Below are 21470 nucleotides of genomic sequence, written 5' to 3'. Positions count from 1 at the left end.
ACAAAATAAGTGGTTTAGTCGTCTGGTCCTTTTAAGGTAAATACTAAATGTTTACGCATATCTTTTAAAATTACGCCTTTTTTAAGCATGGCACCGCTTAAGCGCTTTTGCCATTTTAATAACTCAGGCTCTGCCGCAGTTAGTGCCTGTTGGTTTTCAAACTGAAAACACATTAGTAAAGAGCCTGGAAATAAATGATATTCCACATCAAACCAGCACTGCAGCATACCTGGAATTTCAGCACGGCCTTGCTCTTCTATTTTGTCAGCAACATTGAGGACGAGTGCTTGTTGTTTAACTTGCACAGCAGATAGTTTTTTCATGGGAGAAGATCCAATTTAGAGGCTAAGAATACAGCCAGAATAATACATTATACCCAAGCTTTCAGGGTGATAACAATGTTAGCCATACTTTAAATTAGATGGCTCATAGTGAAGACTGATTGTGGTTAGTTTAGTAGTTCAATCGGTTTGAATACACTATTTATCAAGGGAAATTATGAATCATATAGTTGTTTTTTTAGTTATTATTTTTATGCTGTCAGGGTGCTCTGAAGAGCAAGTTCCTGAGCAAAAATTAAAACCTGTTTCTGCCATTGAGTTAAAAAAAACTAACTCGTTTGATAGTCGTATTTTGTCAGGTGTTATTCAACCTGCAGATACAACGACCTTAACATTTGAGGTTAGCGGAAAGGTTGAAGACGTTTTTTTTGATATTGGTGAAGCTTTTGATAAAGGTGAGCCCCTCGCCAAACTAGAACAAACAAAGTATTTATTGGCAGTGCAAGAGGCCAAAGGGCAGGTCTCTAATGCAAAGGCTACGATGCTAAATGTTAAGCAGGATTTTGAACGTAAAGCGTCACTGGTTGATGATGGTGCGGTGTCTGGCGCGCAATACGATGCTGCAAAGTCTCAATATGAGAGCGCCAAGGATAAAGTCGATATTGCTCAAGTGCGATTAGCGATGGCAAAAGAAAAGTTAAAAGATACTACATTGATTGCGCCCTATGCTGGGACTATCTCAAAACGTAATATTGAACCTTCACAACAAGTTAGCCCTAATATCTCGGCACTTTTAATCCAAGGTAAAGAAAGTTTTGAAGTCTCAGCGCTTGCGCCTGAAGGGCTTCTCTCCTCGTTAACTATTGATAAACCGGCAAAGGTAACTATTTCAGCTTTAGATAAATCGTTGAATGCTAAAATTAAAGAAATTGGCTCAGCTGCTCAAGGAGCGAATGCTTTTCCTATTATTTTAAAAATCTCAGCTAATGATATCGCAGGTATCAGAACGGGTATGAGTGCAGAAGTGCAATTTAAACAACAGCAGGGAGAAAGCCATGGTTTTATGGTGCCTGTAAGTGCAATCATGGCAAAAGAAAATAACCAACACTTTGTTTTTAAACTGATAACAACAGCGCAAGCTGACTCACAACAAGCTGGCTACGTTTTACAAAAAACAACAGTGGATGTAATGAAATTTTTTGCGCAAAAAGCGCAAATTAAAGGAGATTTAAAAGAGGGGGAACAAATTGTTAACGCGGGAATGGCTTTTTTACACGATGGGCAAAAAGTAACGCTTATCGAAGGCGAAATTAAGCGACTTAACCCATAACCCGTGACGGAGATTTAAAACAATGAAGATCCCTACTATTTCAGAGCTTGCTCTTGATCATAATCGCTTTATGTTAGCCATAGTTTTTGGCCTTATGTTATTTGGCGCCTTTAGTTATTATCAACTACCAAAGCAAGAAGATCCTAAAATAAAAATTCGTGAAGCTGTTGTCACAACAGCTTATCCGGGGATGAGCGCAAAAAAAGTAGAGTTGTTGATCACTAAAACACTCGAAGAAGCTATTCGTGAAATGCCCAGTATTGTCGAAATTCGCTCAGTATCTATTCCTGGTCGTTCTATTATTCACGCTGAGCTTAAGCAAAGTGTTGAGCAAAGTGAGTTTGATCAACAATGGGATAAACTGCGCGATCAAATAAACGCAGTGCGTGATGACTTACCCAATGGGACATTGCCTTATGTAGTAAACGATGATTTTGGTGATGTTGCCGTATTAACAGTGGCACTTATTGCTGATCCTGCCTACAGTATGGGCGATCGCCAAGATGTGGCGCAACACATTGCTGATATGCTGCATCAAGTTGAGGGCACTAAAAAAATTGATATTTTGGGCATTCAACAAGAGCGTATTTTTATTGAAATTGAAAATGCTAAGCTCGCTCAACTGGGTATTGCACCTGAACAATTAATTGGTGCTTTAAAAAACCAAAATATTATACGCCCTAGTGGGGTTATTGACGCCAATGGCAAAAACTTTATTATTCAACCTTCAGGAAATTACCAAAACCTTGCCGATATTAGAAATACACTTATCAGTGTGCCTAACCAGCCTGAAACAATATTGCTGCGTGATATTGCTAAAATAAGCCGTAAAGTGGTCGATCCCCCATCAAGAACAAGTTATTACAATAATCGCCAAGCCATTATTTTTGCCATATCTAAGGATGAACAAGCGGATGTGCTTAAGTTCACTCCTAAAATAGAAGCGATGACAGCTCAAATTAACCAAACTATTCCTGCAGGCTATCAATTAAAAAATATTACGCGCCAAGCCGATGTGGTTGAAGATGCAGTATTTGGTGTGACTTTTAGTGTTTTGCAAACCATCGTTATAGTATCAATTGTGGTAGTGATGTTTTTAGGCTTACGCACTGGTCTGATTGTGGGTTCGATTGTGCCAGCAGCGATTTTAATTACGCTTTCAGTTATGAACTTTATGGGTATTCCATTAGAGCGTATGTCGCTAGCTACTTTAATTATTGCGCTTGGTCTTTTGGTTGATGATGGCATAATAATGGCTGAAGATTTTAAAAAGCGTATCGAAGATGGCGAAACGCGTGATACAGCTGTACGTAATACCTCCGGCACTCTTGCGATACCGTCTTTAACTTCATCATTAACAACTATTCTTGTGTTTTTACCTCTTATGTTGGCACAAAGTAGTGCCGGTGAATATACGCGCTCGATCTCCTTGGTGGTGCTAATTGCATTACTTACTTCTTGGGCGCTAAGCCTGACATTTACTACTTATTTATGTCATCGCTTTGTTAAAAAAGAAACGAGGCAAAAGCAAAATATTGTTCGACGTAAAATTAATCGCTTTTTTGATAGCCTCACCCCGGTTTACGAAAAAGCATTACGACAAATTATGCGTGCGCGTATTGCGTTTGTTGTTGTTATTTTAGGACTATTTTTGGCAGGGGGCTGGGCTATGAGTCTAGTGCCTGCAAAGTTTTTTCCAGATTCTGATCGAGCACAAATTTTAGTGTACCTTGATATGCCAGCGGGTACTTCAATGCGTAAAACTGACGCAACGGTGCAGGCTATTTCAAAAAACTTGGATGATAAAGAACACTTTCCACATATTGAAAAATATGCGGCCTATGCTGGATTTGGTGGTCCTCGGTTTGTTTTATCACTTACACCTATCGACCCCGAACCTTCAAAAGCATTTTTTATGATTGATGTAGGTGAACGAAAGTTCGCCGATCCTACATTAAAGAGAGTGCGAGAGATGTTTGCTCAAGATTTCCCTGGTGTGATGGGGCGTGTTACGAAAATGTTCTTAGGGCCATCTGATTCTTCACTAATAGAGATTCAAGTTAAAGGTCCTGATAGTGATTATATTTATTCTGTTAGCGATGAAATTAAAACTTTGTTGCGAAATGTAGATGGCACGTTTGATATTAAAAGCGATTGGGAAAACCGCATTACGACACTTAAACTTGAGGTTAATCAGCAAAATGCTCGTCGTGCCGGAATTAGCTCAAATGATGTTGCCCAAGCGTTAGAAACCTATTTTTCTGGACGCATAATATCCGAGTTTCGTGAAGGTGATGATATATTCCCTATTGTATTAAGGGCACAAGACAGGGAGCGTTACGATTTAGATCGGATCAATAGTGTAAGTATTTATTCTTCTGCTAGAGGCGTCAGTGTTCCTTTAATGCAAGTGGCCGAGATTCGCTATGAAACGCAGTTTGCCCGCATTGCGCGTGAAAATTTATTTCGTACCGTAACGGTACAAGCTAAAAATCAAATTATGTCGGCGCAAAGTATGGTGCCCTTACTTGAAGAGAAGCTTGCTAAAATAAAAGAAAAATTACCACCTGGATATAAAATTGAATACGACGGGGTGATTGGAGACTCCGCGGAATCGCAAGCTGCTATTTTAGCTAATTTACCGCTGTGTATTGCCATTATGGTGTTTATTATTATTGCGCAGTTTCGCTCTTACCGTGCAACCAGTATTGTATTTTTAACCGTACCCCTAATTATTATTGGTGCTGCTTTTGGTTTGTTGGTTATGCAAGCAAACTTTGGGTTTATGGTTATTTTAGGTTTATATGCGCTTGCCGGTATTATCATTAATAATGCGGTGATTTTAATAGACCGAATAAATATTGAACGTAAACAGATAGAGTACTCAGAGCAACAAACCGCAGAGCAGTCTAATCAACAAAACTTTGAGGCGGTAATCAATGCTTCTTTAAGGCGTTTACGCCCTATTTTGATGTCTACTTGCACAACGATAATAGGCTTAATGCCACTTATTTTATCTAAAGATGTTTTGTTTTATGGTCAAGCAAGCACTATTGCGTTTGGTCTTGCAATGGGAACAATTTTAACATTAGGATTTGTTCCTGTTGTGTATACGTTTTTCTTTAAAATAAAGCCAGTTAAATCAGATAAACATCAAACCCAGCGTGAGTCAGAGCAGGCTTAATATGAAGGGCAGATAATAAGTTTTATCCCTATTTAGTGGCAATTTTAGCCTCTAAATAGGCCTGTTTTACTCATGCTTTATTTGTTTAGATAAAAACAAGTTAGTAACGTCTGCGACTTTGATTAACGACTCTTTATCAGCATGGCTCCAAGTTACCTTTGAGCCTACACTTTCACAACAAATAACACCTAATGGTTTGCTATCAAGTATATAGATGTAATCAAGTAAAGAATAAATATTGAGCGGCTCAAAGTAAGAGTGAGAGAATGGCTTGGTTACTTCGTTATTTCTGGCGTCGGAGGCGTCGAGTACTTGATTGGTTAAAATATAGTTGAAATAAGCAGGGGAGTTTTCTGTGTATAGAACAGTTCCATTTGAAACAACATCATTTTCATCAAGGCAAGCTAAGCAATTTAATGCACTGTAATCTTTATTAAATAACCACAGACTGACTCGATTAGCATTGGGAATAAGCGCTTTTAACTCTTTGCATATTTGCTTTAGTTTCCTGTTACTAGAAACATTAGGATCGCTAATTTTTACTGCTAAGTTTTTTAAGTTGAGGTTTTTAGGATTATAAACATTGAGTAAGCTATTGAGCTTAGCTTTATCAAACGGTTTAGTTAAGTAGCCATCCATACCAATACCTAAATAATGCTCAATGTCTTGTTTTAGGGTATTTGCTGTCATAGCTATAATTGGAACTGTTTTACCTGCAGGGAGTGCTCTAATAGCCTGTGTGGCTTTTATGCCATCCATTTCAGGCATTTGTATATCCATGAAAATTAAGTCTACCGAGTGCTCTTTGAAGTACTTAACACATTCTTTACCATCCTCTGCGATAATTAAATTAGCATTATGTGCTTTGAGCATTTTAACGATAATAAGCTGATTTATTTTATTATCTTCGGCAATTAATACAGTACAACCTTTCAGGTTTGTTATATCAGAGCCCTGCTTTGCTACTGATGGTAATAAAGCAAGCTCAAAGCTTTGCTCATAGGTAAATGTGGAGCCCTTACCTATTTTGCTGGTAAAGCTAAGCTTCCCTTGCATTAATTCACTTAAGCGAGCACAAATTGATAAGCCTAAACCTGTACCCCCATATTCTCTTGAAGTTGATGAGTCTGCCTGATGAAACTCTTTAAATAAATGTTCTTGAACAGTCTCATTAATGCCAAGGCCTGTATCAATAACTTCAAATTTGAGTGATTGTGTTTGCAATGTACTGCTTTTAATACTTACTTTGAGTTCGACTTGGCCAGTTTTGGTAAATTTAATCGCATTTGAGCATAGGTTATTTAAAATTTGCGAAACCCGAAGAGGATCGCCTTTTAAATTCTCTGCTATTTTAGGATCTACCGACTTAATAAGTTTTATACCTTTAGCAGACGCTTGCTGTAACTGGGGTTTTATTACATCGCTAATAACGTCATTAAGATTGAAGTTGATATGTTCAATCTCTAATTTACCAGCCTCAATTTTAGAAAAGTCTAAAATATCGTTTACAATATTTGATAAGTAATGTGCTGACTTTAATATACTTTTTAAGGTGTTATCTTTTTCCTCTGTTGTGCCTTCTGATATGGCAAACTCAGCTAAATTTAAAATCCCATGTAATGGGGTTCTCAACTCATGAGTCATATTTGCTAAAAATTTACTTTTTGTGTTGTTGGCTGTATCAGCTTCTTCTTTTAACTTTTCTAGTTCTTTATTGTGTGCTTTTTGTTTTTCTAATGCCATCACTAGCTTTTTATTATTAAGTCTAAGCTCTAATTGCGCAATAACTTCTTTGCTCAAAACCGTGAGTGCATTTATCTGTTTGCTTGAGAGCTTTTTTGGCTTATCGCTAATAACACATAACGTACCAATAGCATTGCCTCTAGGAGTTATAAGAGGTGCACCTGCATAAAAGCGAATATTTGGGTCGTTTGTAACCAAGGGATTATCGTGAAAGCGGGTATCAGTAAGTGCATTTTGAACTTCGAACACTTGGTTTTCTAAAATTGCGTGAGAACAAAACGAGATATCCCGTGCGGTTTCGTCTACATCAATACCTTGCTTTGATTTAAACCATTGCCTGTCGGGAGCAACAAGACTTATTAGTGAGATTGGCGTTTCACAAATATCAGATGCAAGCAGGGTTAAGTCGTCAAAGGATTTCTCAGCTTCAGTGTCTAAAACGTCATACTCATATAGGTCTTTTAGCCGTGATAGTTCATCTTCAGGTGTTGACGCTTTTATCATTATGTAACCTTGTTTTTGATATGCCTAACAATGAGTAATTGAATAAAAATAATAATGGATGCGCGAGCGTAAAATGCAATTAAATTATTATGCTCAAGTAGTTAGCTTATATGACCTTAACAGTTTTTGCTAATTGATTTAAAACTGCTCAATCAACAATTCTATTACGGCCTTTCGTTTTTGCCTCGTATAAATAGTCATCAACATATTTTAAGCTGTTTTGTAAGCTGATAGAGCCATCATGAGTAAGTAGCCCAATACTTACCGTAAAGCTAATATTAAAATTGCGATAGTAAACTTTATGTTCATTTACTGCGTGTTTTATTCGCTCAGCGGCTTGCTTGGCTTCTGCTTTGTTTGTGTTGGGCATAATAATTAAAAACTCTTCACCGCCCAGGCGAAATACAAAATCTTGCTTTCTGGTTAAAGCGCGTAATGTATTGGTAAGCTCTTTTAAGCTTAAATCGCCAGCTTCGTGACCATAGTTATCATTTATTGCTTTAAAATGGTCTATGTCGAGCATTAATAACGAAATATAGGTATTTTTATTCTGCGTTTTTAATAGCTCATCGCTGAGTGTTCTGTATAAAGTTCGTCTATTTAAACAGCCTGTAAGTGGGTCTATATTGGCTTGTTTTTCTAGCTCTTGATTAAGAGAAGAGAGCTCTTGAGTACGCGCCTGAATACGCTGCTCTAAACTGGTATTAAGCGCGATCAGTTTGTGTTCTATGTTTATTTCTTTGGTTACGTCGTTTTGAACAGCAAAATAATAAGCTACTTTTCCATCTCTAAAAATGGGTGATATGGCCAGTTCATTCCAATAAGGGTCGCCACTTTTTGTGTAGTTTAAAATTCTTGTAGTTATGGGGAGCCCTTTTTTAAGATGAATTTTGAGTTGCTCTATTGTGTTGGCATCAGTTTTTTCACCTTGTAAAATAGAGCCAAGCTTTTTACCTTCTACTTGATTCAGTGGGTAGCCTGTAATTCTTTCAAATGAGCCATTTACCCAAATAACACGCTTGTCTTTATCGGCAATCACCATTCCTACTGTGGTTTCTTTGAGTGCAGTAACTAAAAAGTCCCGCTCCAGAGCTATTTTTTCACTCCCTGATATGTCTTGAAAAATGCCATATAGCTTCGTGATTTCACCGTTTAAATCTCTCGATACATTGCCGCTTGATATTACAGTGCGCTCTTGTAGATCGTCGTCTACAACACGAAGCTTTATACAACTCCATTCTTGTCCGCATGCAAGAGCTTGCTCGACCGCATCTGTTATTTTGGATTTGTCATCTTCATGATAAAAATTTATTGCAGTATCTAGTTGAGGGGAATAGTTACTCGGTGAAACACCATGAATGGTATAAATTTCATCGGTCCAAAATAATTGGTTAGTTTTACAGTCGAGTTGCCAATAGCCTACCTTTAAAACTTCGCCGGCATTTTCTATGATGGTTTGTAATTCGTTATTGCTAATAACAGACGACACTTGGGCAAAGTGCTGGTTAAAAACTAAAACCATATGTTGGTGTTGGTTTTGCTGCACACTGTGTAAGCAACAATTTAGTTTAATGGAGTAATCGGTTGCTAATGTTAGTTCAATATCAAATTGGTCTAACTCATTATGTTGCGATTTTAGTGCGAGAATTTGTTGTAATAGAGCTTTGCTTTCAGTAGTACAACAGCCATAAAGGCTTTCAATGGTGGGTACTTTTTTAGCTGCAACATTTAGCTCTGACCACCTTGGAGAAAGATAACTAAGCTGATTATTATTATCAAATACCATTAAAAGAAAATTACACTTTTCTAGCAGCGCAATATTTATGTCTTTAATATCCATAAGCTCCCTACATATGAAAAGTATTACAACAATAAGGTTGAGTATAGACACCTTCTTTTATTTTTTCAGTTCAAGACAGTGTTAATAGTGGTCAGAATTCTTACTAAAAGTGTATTTCAGGTTTGTTTTTATCACTTTCCTGATAAGGTATTGGTTGTATAACAATATTTTAACGTTATTTCGTTGTTGTTAACGCAGAACGAATCACTGGAGAGTTTAATGAGCATATTTCGATTGAGTGTTGTTACCTCGTTTTTTTTCGCTGCTAATCTCTGTGCTACTAGTGCACATGCAAATACTAAAGTAATTCATGCAGGAGAGTTATTGGCTATTCCCGGAGAAAAACCACAACAAAAACAAACTATAGTAATAGAAAATGGCAAAATAGTTTCGGTATCAGCGGGCTTTTTACCCATCACTCGTTTTGGCGAAGATGCTCAGTTAATCGATTTATCGACCCGCTTTGTTATGCCAGGGCTTATGGATATGCATGTGCATTTACAAGGTGAGCTTGGGCCAAATAACAAAAAAGAGTTGGTGGAAATGTCTGATGCAGATGTAGCAATGCGCAGTGTACATTTTGCTAACAAAACTCTTATGGCGGGCTTTACTACAGTGCGTGATGTGGGCAGTCAAAGTGAGCAAATGTATGCATTAAGAAATGGGGTGGCCAAAGGATGGATAAGTGGCCCTCGAATTATTGCTGGTGCTGGCGTTACTATTACCGGCGGGCACTTAGATGTTGATGGTATGAGCCCAGACTTACTCACGATGAAAACACCGCCCACAGTGTGTGATGGTGCAATAGAGTGCCGCAAAAAAACTCGCTATGCAATTAAATACGGGGCTGATTTAATTAAAGTTGCTTCTACTGGTGGGGTGCTTTCGGATACCACTACCGGTACAGGGCAGCAAATGCAAGACGATGAACTTAAAGCTGTAGTTGATACAGCGCATGGTTTAGGGCGAAAAGTAGCTAGTCATGCGCATGCCGCTCAAGGTATTAATGCAGCATTACGTGCGGGCGTTGATAGCATAGAGCACGGTAGTTACACCGATGATGAAGGCATTAAATTATTTAAAGAAACAGGGGCTTATTTAGTCCCTACTTTGCTTGCTGGGCACACCGTAGTTGGGTTAGCAAAAAACAGTGACTTTATGTCTGCGCCAATTAAAAGCAAAGCAATTAGGGTAGGGGGCGATATGCTCAACAATTTTACTAAGGCTTATAAGGCCGGGGTAAACATTGCATTTGGTACCGACAGTGGCGTATCTAAGCACGGCATTAACGCAAAAGAAGCGGTATTAATGCATCAAGCAGGTATGACTCCTGCTGATATTTTAAAATCGGCAACCGTCAATGCTGCTGATTTAATTGATATGAGCCAGCGCTTGGGCACCATAGAGCCTGGTAAGTTTGCTGATATTATTGCTTTGGACACCAGCCCACTTAGCGATATTAGCGCTTTAATGGATGTCGATTTTGTAATGAAAGAAGGCACGATTTTTAAACACCAATAAATACCCTATTTTATTAATAATGACGCAATAACGCTGGTAGGTCGTATTATAATTTTTATAAATGGCTGCTGGCGTTTTTTTGGTCATACCGCTTTTAAGGTTATAAAAGGAAGTCTTTTATTTTGAAGAGCTTAATAGTTTTATTTTTAGTTGTATGTCCTTTTTTGGTTAATGCCAACGCGCAGACAATTGAATTTCCTGATGTAAATAATAATGTGGCATACGCAAGTGTGGCTTCATTGGGATTTAACCCTGCGGATGAAAAAATAGCATATGGGGATAATGAATCGCAGTTCGCATTATTTTGGCGCGCAAAACAAATACAGCCGCAAAACCCGTTAGTTATTTTACTTCATGGTGGTTGTTGGCTAAGTGCATACGATATTAAACATACCTACGCGTTAAGTACGGGGCTTGCACAAGCTGGTTTTAACGTATGGTCTTTAGAGTATAGAAGAAGCGGCGCAAGCGGTGGTGGCTGGCCTACAACGTTTAATGATGTAAAAGCCGGAATTTTAGCGGTAAGTAAATATAATAATGGCGAGTTTAAATTAGCTGACTCGGTTGCGGTAGGACACTCCGCTGGTGGGCATTTAGCTCTGCTTGCTGGTGGTGAAATTGATCAGCTCAAAGGGGTTATTGGCTTAGCCCCTATTACTGATATAAAAGCGTATGCACGCGGTAATAACAGCTGTCAAAAAGTGACAAAGGATTTTATGCAAGGTATGCCAACTGATAAACCCAAGGCTTACACGCAAGCGAACCCGAGCGAGCAGTCGCTTCATCCGCAGAGTATTATTTTACAAGGTGATCAAGATACCATCGTGCCTGCTTTTAATTTAGAGCAGCTTAAACGACCTGTGGTTATGCTAGATGGTGTGGGGCATTTTGATTGGATCCACCCAGGTTCTGAGGCATTTAAGACACTAATACAAAATTTGAATGAGAAGTAATAATGATTTTTAATGAGATTGTAGCGCTTGATAAAGCCGATCCGCTGGCTAATAAACGTGATGAATTTGATTTACCCGCAGACACTATTTATCTTGATGGTAACTCATTAGGGGCTTTGCCTAAAGCCGTAAAATCGCGCGTAGCTGAGGTGGTAAGTCAGCAATGGGGTAGCCATTTAATTAGAAGTTGGAATGATCACCAATGGATTGATTTACCAACTCAGGTAGGAGAGAAAATAGCGCCGATTATTGGCGCAGCAAAAGGCCAAGTGATTTGTTGTGACTCTATTTCAGTTAACTTATTTAAACTGTTAAGTAGTGCATTATCGTTAAACCCTGAGCGAAATGTGGTGTTATCCACCGAGGATAACTTTCCTACTGACTTATACATGGTACAGGGGCTAAGTGAGCTATTAGGCCCCGACTTATGTCAGCTTAAATTAGTGGCAGAGCAAAGTATTGAGCAAAACCTTAATGATTCAGTGGCTGTGTTGCTATTAACGCAGGTCAACTTTAGAACCGGTCAGTTGCTGGATATGCAAAAGCTCACCCAGTTAGCCCACGAGAAAGGCATTTTGGTGATATGGGATCTAGCCCATAGTGCGGGAGCTTTACAAGTTGAACTTGATAACTGTAATGCTGATTTTGCCGTTGGCTGTGGCTATAAATACTTAAACGGTGGCCCAGGCTCACCTGCATTTTTATATGTGGCTAAACGCCACCAAGCTGCTGTGAAGCAACCCTTATCAGGTTGGATGGGTCATGCCAAACCATTTGCTTTTGATGCAATATATCAAGGTGCTGATACTATAAATCAGTATTTATGTGGCACACCTAGTGTGATTGCGATGAGTGCTTTAGATGCTGCGCTTGATGTATGGCAAGACGTAGACATTTCTCAAGTAAGAGAAAAGTCGATTGCACTTGCCGACGTATTTATTAAATTAGTACAAACACATTCATGCTTAAGTGATTTGCGCTTATGTTCCACAGAAAATTCGAGCCAAAGAGGTAGCCAACTAGCATTTTCACATACCGACGCGTTTGCTATATGCCAAGCGTTAATTGAAAAAGGGGTAATTGCAGATTTTCGTGCACCTAATATTTTACGCTTTGGTTTTACGCCACTTTATAATTCGTTTGAAGAGATTTGGCAGGCAGTGGCTATTTTAGCTGAGGTGGTTAAAAGCCAGCTATATACCCAGCCACGTTTTAATTTAGCGGGTAAAGTGACGTAACTTTATGATGAGCCATTATTATAATGGCTCATAGCGTTTCTCAAGTTAAAAGGCATAGCGTTAGCAGAATCACTAGCAGCGCCTTTAGGTTATTATTGCTCTTTTTCTAGATGAAAGTAATTAAGTTGTACTCTCATCTCGGTAGCTTGTTCTGCCATTTGACGTGCCGCCGCCATTGTTTCTTCTGTAATCGCTGAGTTAGCCTGAGTTAGCCCCGTTAACCGTTGTACAACAAGATTAACCTCTTTAATTGCTTGCTCTTGTGCGGAGGTTGAGTGCGCTATATGTATTATATTTTTATTAACATCGCTAACAGCTTGCATTATGTGTTTTAGTTTTTTCCCTGAGGTGTCGGCTAATTCAGTTCCAAGTGCTATTTTTTGATTACTGTTTACAATAATACTCTTTATTTGCTTTGCTGATTTAGCACTACGCCCCGCTAAATCACCGACTTCATTAGCGACTACAGCAAAGCCTCTTCCGTGGTCGCCTGCCCTAGCTGCTTCTACGGCGGCATTAAGTGATAGCAAGTTAGTTTGAAAAGCGAGGTTGTCAATAACCGAAAGTATTTCGTTAATATCTTTACTGGCTTCATTTACTTCATCAATCGCGCTAACAGTCTGTATTGATAATTGGTTTCCTTCTTCAGCAATTTGCTCTGCATTGCTTGCTAATGCCACGGCACTTTTTGATTGTTCAGATACTTTAGTTAGCTCATCTAGCATTTGCTCAGTACTTGAGCTTGCCTCTTCAAGGTTGGCAGCTTGCTCTTCTGTGCGTTTACTTATTTCAGTATTACTTGAAGCTATTTCACCTGCATTTTGCATAACCTGGCCAGCTGATACTTGAATTTCTTGAATGACATTGGTTAATTTAAAGATGGTCGCATTAGTGTCGTTTTTTAGGGTGTTGAATACGCCTTGATATTGCCCCTCTATATTTTTGGTAAGGTCACCTTTAGCTAAGTTTGACAAAACGCTACTTACTTCATTTATAGCTAATGAAACTAATGAGGTAGACTCATTAACATTATTTTTTAAATCTTCCAATTGGCCTTGCAATGGTTGTTTTAATTGATGAGAAAAATCGCCATTTGCCATTGCAGCCATTACTTGATTAAGATCATTTATGACATGTTCAAGGTTTGTTACCGAGTGGTTTATATCTGTTTTTAAACTATTTAGCTGGCCTGTCATAGTCGATGAAATAGTATGATCAAAGCGCCCCTGACTAATTGCTAGCATGACTGATGAAATTTCAGTTAGAGCATTATCAATAGCAGTAATTGATGTATTGATGTTACTTTTTAACTGCTCAAGTTGACCGCTGGCTTCACCTTTAATCATTTTTTTAAAGTCACCTTTACTAACAAAGGACATGACTTCACCTATTTCATTCATTACATTATTTAAATTAGCCATACTGGAATTAATATCTTGTTTTAAAATATCAAGCTGTCCAGCTAAGGGGGCATCTAATTGCGCTGAAAAATGGCCCTGTCGTAATGCACTCATAACGTCACTAATACCATCTATGGCAATACTTAAGCTATTCACTGAGTTATTCACGCTGTCTTTTAGCTGGGCAAGTTTTCCTTTAGCTGGATAGGTAATTTGCTCTTTAAAGTTACCTTGCTCTACGTTAGCCATAATATCTACGATACTATTCATTGTGTTGTTTATTGAGGAAAGCGATTGGTTAATATTACTTTTTAAGGTGCCTAATTCGCCTGACATTGAGGCATTAATTTGAATATCAAATTGACCATCAGCCATAGCAATCGCAATGTTATTTAATTCGTTTATTGCCCCGTTTAGTGAACTTGCGCAATCGTTGGTTGCTTGTTTTAACGTATCTAACTCTCCTCGACATGGTGCTTCAATACGTTGATCAAATTTACCCGCAGCCATTTGGTTCATAACGCGATTTGTTTCACTAATAGATAACTGCAGCGCATCAAGAAGAGTGTTAAATGCTTGAGTGCTAACGCCTATTTCATCGCTTGAATAGACTGTTGCTCGTAATGAAAAGTCACCTTGTTGTTCAACTTTTTTCATCGTATCAGCTAGTGCATGTATTGGTTTTGTGAGTGTTTTCGCAAACCAATATGCGGCAATGGTAACAATGAAAATAGTGATGAAAAGTATCACAATGAGTTGTTGGGAAAGTGTGGTTATTGACTCAAAAGCTTCTTGTTCGTCCATTTCTGCTATGAGTGCCCAGCGAACATTAAATACATTTACAGGTGCAAATGCAGATAGCACCATTTCATTGTTATAGTCATTTATAACATGCTGCCCTTTTTCATTTTTTAGTGCTTTGATTACAGATAAGGTATTTACAGTGCCTTTATTTGGGTTTCTAAATGAGCTTTCTACAGAGTGGTTTTTCGGATCAATATACGAGTCAGAGCGCATTAACCCTTCAGGGCCAACAAGGTAGGTTTCTCCGCTTTCGCCCAACCCGTCGCGTTCTTTCATAATTGAATTAATATCTTCAATCGATAATTGGGCAGCTAAAATAGCAACCATTTTACCATCAACAACAATAGGCTTTCCTATAAAGCTTGCAGGGGCATTATATGAAGGGGAGTACTGTTTATAATCTGCAAAAGCAATTTTTTGTGGGTTGCTGCTGTCTTTTAATTGTCTAAATAGGTTCGCTAAATTACTTTTAGCGTAGGGGCCTGTTTGCAGCGATGTTGCAAAGTCTACTTCTTTATAAACAGAGTAAACAATATTGCCATTTGCTGGGTCGATAATGAAAATATCGTAGAACTTATTTATATTAGTCATATCGCGTAGATAAGGATGATATTGGCGGTGCGCTTGCTCGTAAGAGTCTGATTGCTCGGTGGTGGTTAGTTTTTGTTTTTCACCAATTGGGTTTGGGTTATTAGCTAGATAACGAGATTGCAGCTCAATACTTTTTGGATTCATTTGCTTTAATAGAGATGCAGAAACTGTATCTGTTGGGTTTAGCTGTTTAAATTTTGGAGCAAAAGACTCTTTATAAAAGCGATTTAGAGACTCTGATGAGGTTGAAGGGGAGGTATTATTAAATCCATCTATAAACTTTGTTGCAATATTGGCCATTTCTGGATTTGCTTGCAGCGCATTAAGCTTTTTTTCAATGTTGTTAAAATAGCGTTTAACAGCGCTTTGTTTTACTTTACTCACAGCGTCTAAACGCGAATAAACCTGTTCTGTCATCGAGTTTGAAGCTGTATTAATTGCGACAATAATAATTATTGTTATTGGCACTAGGGCAACAACTAAAAAAGCGCAGATGAGTTTTTTTGTTAAGTTTAATGAATTAAAAAAGTGGTTAATTGTGAGCATTACTATGTCCCTGTAATAAGGTCTGAACCTCAAATGAGCATAGAACACAATTTGTGAAGATCTAGTTAATAATTAAAGTAATGAGTTTTTATTACAAAATAGCCAAAGCTGATACTAAGCACTTTTAATTTTAATGCAATTGCAGCATACTTTTTTAGCGGTTTAAAAGCAATAAAGCATAGAAGTACTTAAGTGCTCCTATGCTTTACTATTTAATTGATGTTCTAACGTTAAAAAAGCAAGCTATGTTAGAGCGCGACTAAACTGCGCTCTAACATAGCTTGAATTTGCTTAACTATTTTAGCTTCGGTTTCGGGTTCAAACTGGGCAATTCGAGGAGTGTGAATATGCCCAGTCGGAATATCTGAATTTAGCTGATTACGCAGCCGAATACTGCGGTACGAAATTTCGTTAGACAGGTAACCACCGCCACCGCCACGTACTGCAGTTGCCTCTTTTAATTCGTCAAAACTGCTAGGCTCAAAGTCTTTTTTGAGGGTAATAACATGATGATTATCATTAATCGCAAAAGGGCCTTTTGCATTTAGCATAGCGCTAACAGGTAAGCTAAATTCTACAAACTCAGTACCGGGTAATGGGCGGTCGTTTAAGCTTGGAATGAGCGGCGCTGTTTTGGTACCGCCATATACTATATTGGCGTTGTCGGGGGCTGTTACACTGCGGCGCTTACCTGGAAAGCGTTCAAGATCAAAGTCTTTGCGGCCCATGCTAACGGTAACGACCATATCAACTTTATTAAGAGCGTAATAAGGGGCAAGTAAGGATTCTATAATGCCTTGATCAAAGTCTTCATAACGCACAGGCACCATTACAGTGTTTATTTCAGCACTAATCCCTTTATAGTTTATTACTTGGCCATCAAGAAGCAAGGCAGCTACGCCCGATGGGTTACTTTGGTTTATATTTCTATCAAGTAAAAATGGGTCAAACCCAGTTAGTAGTATCTTTTTAGTGGTGTTTTGTGAGTAGCTTAGGTCTGTGCGACCTCGACTTCCGTTTTCTAGCAATGTTAATAACACTGTTTGCTGCGCGGTGCTCAGCGAAAATGCAGGTTTTGTGGTGCGAATTATTTTACTTGATTGTAAGCGAGTCCAATAAAGCGCGCGATCATCTAAGTTTTGCGTTGTAGCGATGCGTTTTTTTGCACTAAACCATAATCGTTTTGAGTAGTCATTAACGGCATCTACGGCTTGTGCATAGCTTGAGAGTGACTTGAATTGCTGCTCAAATTGATTAACTTCGCTGGCAAAAGCGCTTAGTACGGCTGGCATCGCTTGGCTGGCTTTTTCAATTCGCAATTCTTCTGGGGTTAGCGGTGTGTTTAAATTGGCTAAAGTACTAAAAGAAGAAAATATTAAACTTGTGGCAATCAGTGTTTTTATCATGATGTTCCTATACTAAGTCGTATTTGTTGCCTACTATCCTATGCCTAATATGTGGGTGCAAATAAAATCGTTGGTTGGTTTTATGTTGAAAGCAGTATAAAACAGGCGCTAAATCAAAAACTACGGGTATTTTATTAAAAAAGAGTCTTAACTCTGTGATGGGTTTAGCTACAATGGGGCTGTGTATTTTTTAGTTTTTTACTTTTAGGCAGCTATGCAACTTATTCAAATAGATAAAGCACGTTATCGTAAACATTTAAATCGCGTTATTGTCGGCTGTGCAGCAGGTTTAGCTGTGGGCAGTTTAGCAATTTCACAAACCTTAATTGCATTATTTCCCGATGAAAGTGGCAGTCATTTTCATTGGAACTTATTAGGCGTAATTGTTACGAGTATTGGCATAGGCTGGTTGTTAAATAAATACCGAACACATCCTTTTATGAGTGAGGTGGTGTATGTGTGGGAGCTTAAAAAAGCGCTTAATAAAATCACTCGTAAAATGGCTAAGCTAAAAGCGGCGGGACGAGAAGGTAACCCCGATGCATTATTGGCGATTCAATATAGTTATGCGGGCTCACGATTATTATGGCAGCTTGACGATAACACCATCACTATGGATGATTTAGCGATTAAACAAGCCGAGTTAGATAGCGTTGCGGCCAAGTTCAACTTAACCTTAAATGCTGATGACTACAATGATGCAATTTTAAAGCAGTTTTAAAGTGGTTTTAATTTATAGGAATAACAATGAGCATAATTCTTTATGGTGTCCCGCTTTCTCCTTATGTGCGTAAAGTACGTGTGTGTTTAGCGCTTAAGCAACTGGACTATAAACTCGAAATAGTCTCGCCGTTTAATCAGCCTGACTGGTTTTTAGAAGTTAATCCGTTAGGGCGTATTCCGGCGCTAAAAGATGGCGAGTTAAACTTGGCGGATTCTAGCGTTATTTGCCAATATCTTGATGAAAAATACCTTAATTCATCGGCTTTACTCGGTGATACTATAGAGCAACGTGCAGCTGTTCGCTGGCTAGAAAAATACGCAGATTACGAGCTGGCTCCACTGACAACATTTACGCTATTTCAGCAGCGTATTATTGCTCCTACAATGCAAAAGCCAACCGATGAAGCCTTAGTGCAAAGTGTATTAAATGAAAAATTACCGCCTTTATTTGATTATTTAGAAGGTTATTTAGGGAATAACGAATTCTTTGTTGGTAACAGCTTTACTCTTGCCGACATTGCAGTGAGCTGCCAGTTAATGAATATGGAGCATGGCGGTGAGCAACTTGATGAGTCGCGCTGGCCTAAGCTTGCTACTTTACATAGCCGTGTAAAACAGGGGACCGCTATGCAGAGCATGCTTGAAGGCGAACAAAAAATATTAGCTTCATTAAAGTAATGTTTATCACCGATTTTTAGCAAAGCTTAGGGAGCCATAAGTGAAAAAAGTACTGATAGTGTGTTTAGGAAATATTTGTCGCTCACCTACCGCAGAGGCGGTATTAAAAGCTCGCGCTAAAAAGTTAGGTATTGATCTGCTAGTGGACTCGGCAGGGACTATTGGTCATCACGAAGGTAATCAACCAGATAGGCGCTCAATGCAGGCTGGTGAAAAACGCGGTTATAGTTTTAAAGGTATTTTTTCGCGCAAGGTGCGTAGTAGTGATTTTAGCGAGTTTGACCTTATTTTAGCAGCCGATAAACAAAACCTGTCGGATTTAACTGCACGTTGCCCTGAACATTTGCAGTACAAGCTTGCGTTGTTTTTAGAGTATGGCGAGCAAACACAAAGCGCAATTCCCGATCCTTACTATGGCGGTGATGATGGCTTTGAAAAGGTACTTGATTTAATAGAGGCCGCCAGCGATAACATTTTAGCTAAGTTAAAATAGCTATAATGATAAATTAAAAGGCGCCATCGCGCCTTTTAATAGTTAGTTAACGTCTTATTTTAAAATCGAGCTGTACTTTGGAAGTTGCTGCAACCGCTTTTCCATGCTCAAACTTAGGGGCATAGCGCCATTGCGCTAATGCTTCTACTGCCGACTTTTCAAAGGCCAAGCCACCCTCAGAGCTAAGTACTTGCGGATTTTTTACAAAGCCAGACTCATCTACTTGAAACTCCATAACTACACTGCCATCTTTACTAAATCGCGCTTTGTTTTTAGGGTATTTAGGTTCAACGCGGTATAGCGGTGTTTGCTCTTGGCTTTCTTTCCATGGCACCATTTTAGCAATCGCGATACAGTGCTTAGTGGCTTCATCGCTTTTGCCTTTTTTTTCATACAAGCCAATTAATCTTGAATGTGCAGTAAGCTCAGCGCTGTGATCGTAACTTAAGTTTTCATCAAAGACCTTTACTACGCGATTAAGCCGTTCAATTGCGTGGTCGTATCTTTTTCTACCCTCAGCAAACGACGCCATTAAAAAGTCAGCTTTTATTTGTTCAACCGAGTTTTTAGGTAAGTTGGCCTGGTAATACTCATCGGCCTCTTCCAAGTAGTTTTTAGCTTCACGGTATTTTTCGTAGCTGAATTTATTGGCTAATATGGTTGCCGCTTCTAATTTCATATCGGCCAAAAATTTAGGTTTATTTTCTGTATTTGCTATTGCAATTACTTGATCTAAATAATAGTCCGCTTTTTGAGCAGAGGGGGCAAAATTAGCCATACCAACTAAAGAATCAACGGTTTCTAACGATTTGTTACCATGGTTGTTAACTGAAATAGTGTAGGCTTGTTGATATAGTGAAAAACGTTTTTCAATCCATTTTTTACCATAGCCATTAATTGATTTAGCATAGTTAATAGCTAAGTTTGCGGTGTTATCTGAATTATCACCGTAAACAGCTTTACCTAATGTGTAGGCCTGCTCCGCGGCTTGTTGCATATTTTCCTTGGTTTTAACCGCATTTAAGTAATTTTGATACGCGTCGTTAAAAACGGCTTGAGCGTTACTTGCTTGTTCGGCAAATGACATGGTGCTTAATACAGATAAACTTAAGCCCATCAGTAATACACGTTTATTTAGTTTCATAATGATCCCTATTATTTGTCGGTGGTAAATTAGCAAATCCTTATGTGTATGTCATCATTTTAGGTAAACCAAGGTAAATATGCGTTGCTAATATATTTATGCTTACATATTGAAAATAGCCGCTGTCGTCGCAATATATTTGACATTACTTAGGGTGTACTACGATCCAATTTTGAACTTTTGTGATATTATCACTTTATCGTGTCGTAGTTTTTTAATATTTGGATTGGTCGTGGCGCAAGTAAGAGCAAGAGTCCAGCTTAATGTTGGCAAAAATAGTGATATTCCTGCAGAAATTATCTCGTTTAGTGGCTTAAAAGATGGCCAAGAGCATGTTGCTTTAGTATTTAATAACGCCGATACCCAGCAAGGTGTTCCGCTTATTCGTATGCATTCTGAATGTTTAACCGGTGATGTATTTCATTCGTCACGCTGTGATTGTGGTGAGCAGTTGAATGAGTGTATTGAAATGATGCATGAGCAGGGCGGTATTTTACTTTATTTACGCCAAGAAGGGCGTGGTATTGGTTTATATAATAAAATTGATGCGTATGTACTGCAATCACAAGGTATGAATACTTACGAAGCTAATAACCATTTAGGTTTTGCTGATGACTTACGTGACTTTTCAGATGCAGTGTTAATGCTCAATGCGCTTAATTTAAAGCACGTTAAATTAATGACTAATAACCCTAAAAAGCTCAATGCATTAAAAGATGCAGGTATAGAAGTTGATTCTGTTGTGGGTACACATGCTCACATTAAAGCTGGGCTTTCAGGTAATAAAGCGTATTTAGAGACAAAGATTAAGCATGGCTCTCACATGCTAGATATTAAGAAAATTAAAAAACCTTAGGGTCTGTTTACCTTTCAAGGTTGAATTTGCAGCAGTCTGTTTGGTATTTAGGCAAGGCAGAGCCTATGTGGTGTGGTTATTCCCCATAAATAGGCGATAACGCAGCATCAATGCCAAACAGGCGCTGCCCGAAGGGTTCTGCCTAGGGGCGATTTACTCTTTGTTGCTCGGTTTTTACTTAGCCCACTAGGTTACAAACCTCGCGCCGCGATTAAATCGCCCCTAGTTTGAACAA

General features: G+C 38.6%; 15 protein-coding genes. 9 read left to right on the top strand and 6 right to left on the bottom strand.

Annotated elements, in window-relative coordinates; all coding sequences use genetic code 11:
* Positions 1–14: 14 nt before the first annotated feature.
* Entirely contained in the window at positions 15–323 is a 309-nt protein-coding gene (locus tag CWB75_RS13515) for a hypothetical protein (protein ID WP_010390782.1), read from the bottom strand.
* Positions 324–498: 175 nt separating this feature from the next.
* Here CWB75_RS13515 and CWB75_RS13510 point away from each other — a divergent pair, with 175 nt between their 5' ends.
* The gene (locus CWB75_RS13510; RefSeq protein ID WP_075170429.1) at positions 499–1611 is read left to right on the top strand and encodes an efflux RND transporter periplasmic adaptor subunit; all 1113 of its coding nucleotides are present in this window, start codon (positions 499–501) and stop codon (positions 1609–1611) included.
* Positions 1612–1633: 22 nt separating this feature from the next.
* Entirely contained in the window at positions 1634–4795 is a 3162-nt protein-coding gene (locus CWB75_RS13505; RefSeq protein WP_138570929.1) for an efflux RND transporter permease subunit, read from the top strand.
* A 66-nt stretch (positions 4796–4861) separates the two neighbouring features.
* Here the strand turns inward: CWB75_RS13505 and CWB75_RS13500 are convergent, their stop codons facing one another.
* Positions 4862–7042, bottom strand: coding sequence for a GAF domain-containing hybrid sensor histidine kinase/response regulator (locus CWB75_RS13500; RefSeq protein ID WP_138570928.1), 2181 nt, complete (start codon positions 7040–7042; stop codon positions 4862–4864).
* 148 nt (positions 7043–7190) lie between these two features.
* On the bottom strand, positions 7191–8882 hold the full coding sequence (locus tag CWB75_RS13495) for a GGDEF domain-containing protein (protein ID WP_138570927.1): 1692 nt from the start codon (positions 8880–8882) through the stop codon (positions 7191–7193).
* A gap of 219 nt (positions 8883–9101) precedes the next feature.
* On the opposite strand from CWB75_RS13495, the gene CWB75_RS13490 reads away from it, so the two are divergent.
* The 3 genes from CWB75_RS13490 (at position 9102) to kynU (ending at position 12594) form a co-directional block, all read left to right on the top strand.
* The gene (locus CWB75_RS13490; RefSeq protein ID WP_138570926.1) at positions 9102–10403 is read left to right on the top strand and encodes a metal-dependent hydrolase family protein; all 1302 of its coding nucleotides are present in this window, start codon (positions 9102–9104) and stop codon (positions 10401–10403) included.
* 122 nt (positions 10404–10525) lie between these two features.
* Positions 10526–11356 (top strand): alpha/beta hydrolase family protein, encoded by an 831-nt coding sequence (locus tag CWB75_RS13485; RefSeq protein ID WP_138570925.1) that lies wholly within the window; start codon positions 10526–10528, stop codon positions 11354–11356.
* A gap of 2 nt (positions 11357–11358) precedes the next feature.
* Positions 11359–12594: a kynureninase gene (gene kynU, locus CWB75_RS13480; protein WP_138570924.1), complete on the top strand. Its 1236-nt coding sequence runs from the start codon at positions 11359–11361 to the stop codon at positions 12592–12594.
* A gap of 92 nt (positions 12595–12686) precedes the next feature.
* Here the strand turns inward: kynU and CWB75_RS13475 are convergent, their stop codons facing one another.
* On the bottom strand, positions 12687–15935 hold the full coding sequence (locus CWB75_RS13475) for a methyl-accepting chemotaxis protein (protein WP_138570923.1): 3249 nt from the start codon (positions 15933–15935) through the stop codon (positions 12687–12689).
* Positions 15936–16183: 248 nt separating this feature from the next.
* Entirely contained in the window at positions 16184–17341 is a 1158-nt protein-coding gene (locus CWB75_RS13470; RefSeq protein ID WP_138570922.1) for a PA0049 C-terminal domain-containing protein, read from the bottom strand.
* A 214-nt stretch (positions 17342–17555) separates the two neighbouring features.
* Here CWB75_RS13470 and CWB75_RS13465 point away from each other — a divergent pair, with 214 nt between their 5' ends.
* Genes CWB75_RS13465 through CWB75_RS13455 form a run of 3 tightly spaced genes read left to right on the top strand, consistent with a single transcriptional unit; the run spans position 17556 to position 19235 of the window.
* Complete coding sequence (locus CWB75_RS13465; protein ID WP_010390796.1) at positions 17556–18062, top strand: DUF3087 domain-containing protein; 507 nt, start codon at positions 17556–17558, stop codon at positions 18060–18062.
* Positions 18063–18088: 26 nt separating this feature from the next.
* Complete coding sequence (locus CWB75_RS13460) at positions 18089–18742, top strand: glutathione S-transferase family protein (protein ID WP_138570921.1); 654 nt, start codon at positions 18089–18091, stop codon at positions 18740–18742.
* Positions 18743–18782: 40 nt separating this feature from the next.
* A complete protein-coding gene (locus tag CWB75_RS13455; protein WP_138570920.1) occupies positions 18783–19235 on the top strand; it encodes a low molecular weight protein-tyrosine-phosphatase in 453 nt (150 codons plus the stop codon).
* A 46-nt stretch (positions 19236–19281) separates the two neighbouring features.
* On the opposite strand, the gene CWB75_RS13450 is transcribed toward CWB75_RS13455, so the two are convergent.
* Positions 19282–20379, bottom strand: coding sequence for an energy transducer TonB (locus tag CWB75_RS13450; protein WP_138570919.1), 1098 nt, complete (start codon positions 20377–20379; stop codon positions 19282–19284).
* A gap of 232 nt (positions 20380–20611) precedes the next feature.
* Between CWB75_RS13450 and CWB75_RS13445 the strand changes: the two genes are divergently transcribed.
* A complete protein-coding gene (locus CWB75_RS13445) occupies positions 20612–21235 on the top strand; it encodes a GTP cyclohydrolase II (RefSeq protein ID WP_010390804.1) in 624 nt (207 codons plus the stop codon).
* The last annotated feature ends 235 nt before the right edge of the window (positions 21236–21470 follow it).

The organism is Pseudoalteromonas sp. S1608 (assembly GCF_005887265.1).
Classification (GTDB): Bacteria; Pseudomonadota; Gammaproteobacteria; order Enterobacterales; family Alteromonadaceae; genus Pseudoalteromonas; species Pseudoalteromonas undina.
This window is presented reverse-complemented; position numbering and strand designations above follow the sequence as displayed.

Excerpts from the sequence above, each read along its gene's own strand:
- CWB75_RS13515 (WP_010390782.1), bottom strand. The coding sequence starts at position 323 with ATGAAAAAACTATCTGCTGTGCAAGTTAAACAACAAGCACTCGTCCTC.
- CWB75_RS13510 (WP_075170429.1), top strand. The coding sequence starts at position 499 with ATGAATCATATAGTTGTTTTTTTAGTTATTATTTTTATGCTGTCAGGG.
- CWB75_RS13505 (WP_138570929.1), top strand. The coding sequence starts at position 1,634 with ATGAAGATCCCTACTATTTCAGAGCTTGCTCTTGATCATAATCGCTTT.
- CWB75_RS13500 (WP_138570928.1), bottom strand. The coding sequence starts at position 7,042 with ATGATAAAAGCGTCAACACCTGAAGATGAACTATCACGGCTAAAAGAC.
- CWB75_RS13495 (WP_138570927.1), bottom strand. The coding sequence starts at position 8,882 with ATGGATATTAAAGACATAAATATTGCGCTGCTAGAAAAGTGTAATTTT.
- CWB75_RS13490 (WP_138570926.1), top strand. The coding sequence starts at position 9,102 with ATGAGCATATTTCGATTGAGTGTTGTTACCTCGTTTTTTTTCGCTGCT.
- kynU (WP_138570924.1), top strand. The coding sequence starts at position 11,359 with ATGATTTTTAATGAGATTGTAGCGCTTGATAAAGCCGATCCGCTGGCT.
- CWB75_RS13475 (WP_138570923.1), bottom strand. The coding sequence starts at position 15,935 with ATGCTCACAATTAACCACTTTTTTAATTCATTAAACTTAACAAAAAAA.
- CWB75_RS13470 (WP_138570922.1), bottom strand. The coding sequence starts at position 17,341 with ATGATAAAAACACTGATTGCCACAAGTTTAATATTTTCTTCTTTTAGT.
- CWB75_RS13465 (WP_010390796.1), top strand. The coding sequence starts at position 17,556 with ATGCAACTTATTCAAATAGATAAAGCACGTTATCGTAAACATTTAAAT.
- CWB75_RS13460 (WP_138570921.1), top strand. The coding sequence starts at position 18,089 with ATGAGCATAATTCTTTATGGTGTCCCGCTTTCTCCTTATGTGCGTAAA.
- CWB75_RS13450 (WP_138570919.1), bottom strand. The coding sequence starts at position 20,379 with ATGAAACTAAATAAACGTGTATTACTGATGGGCTTAAGTTTATCTGTA.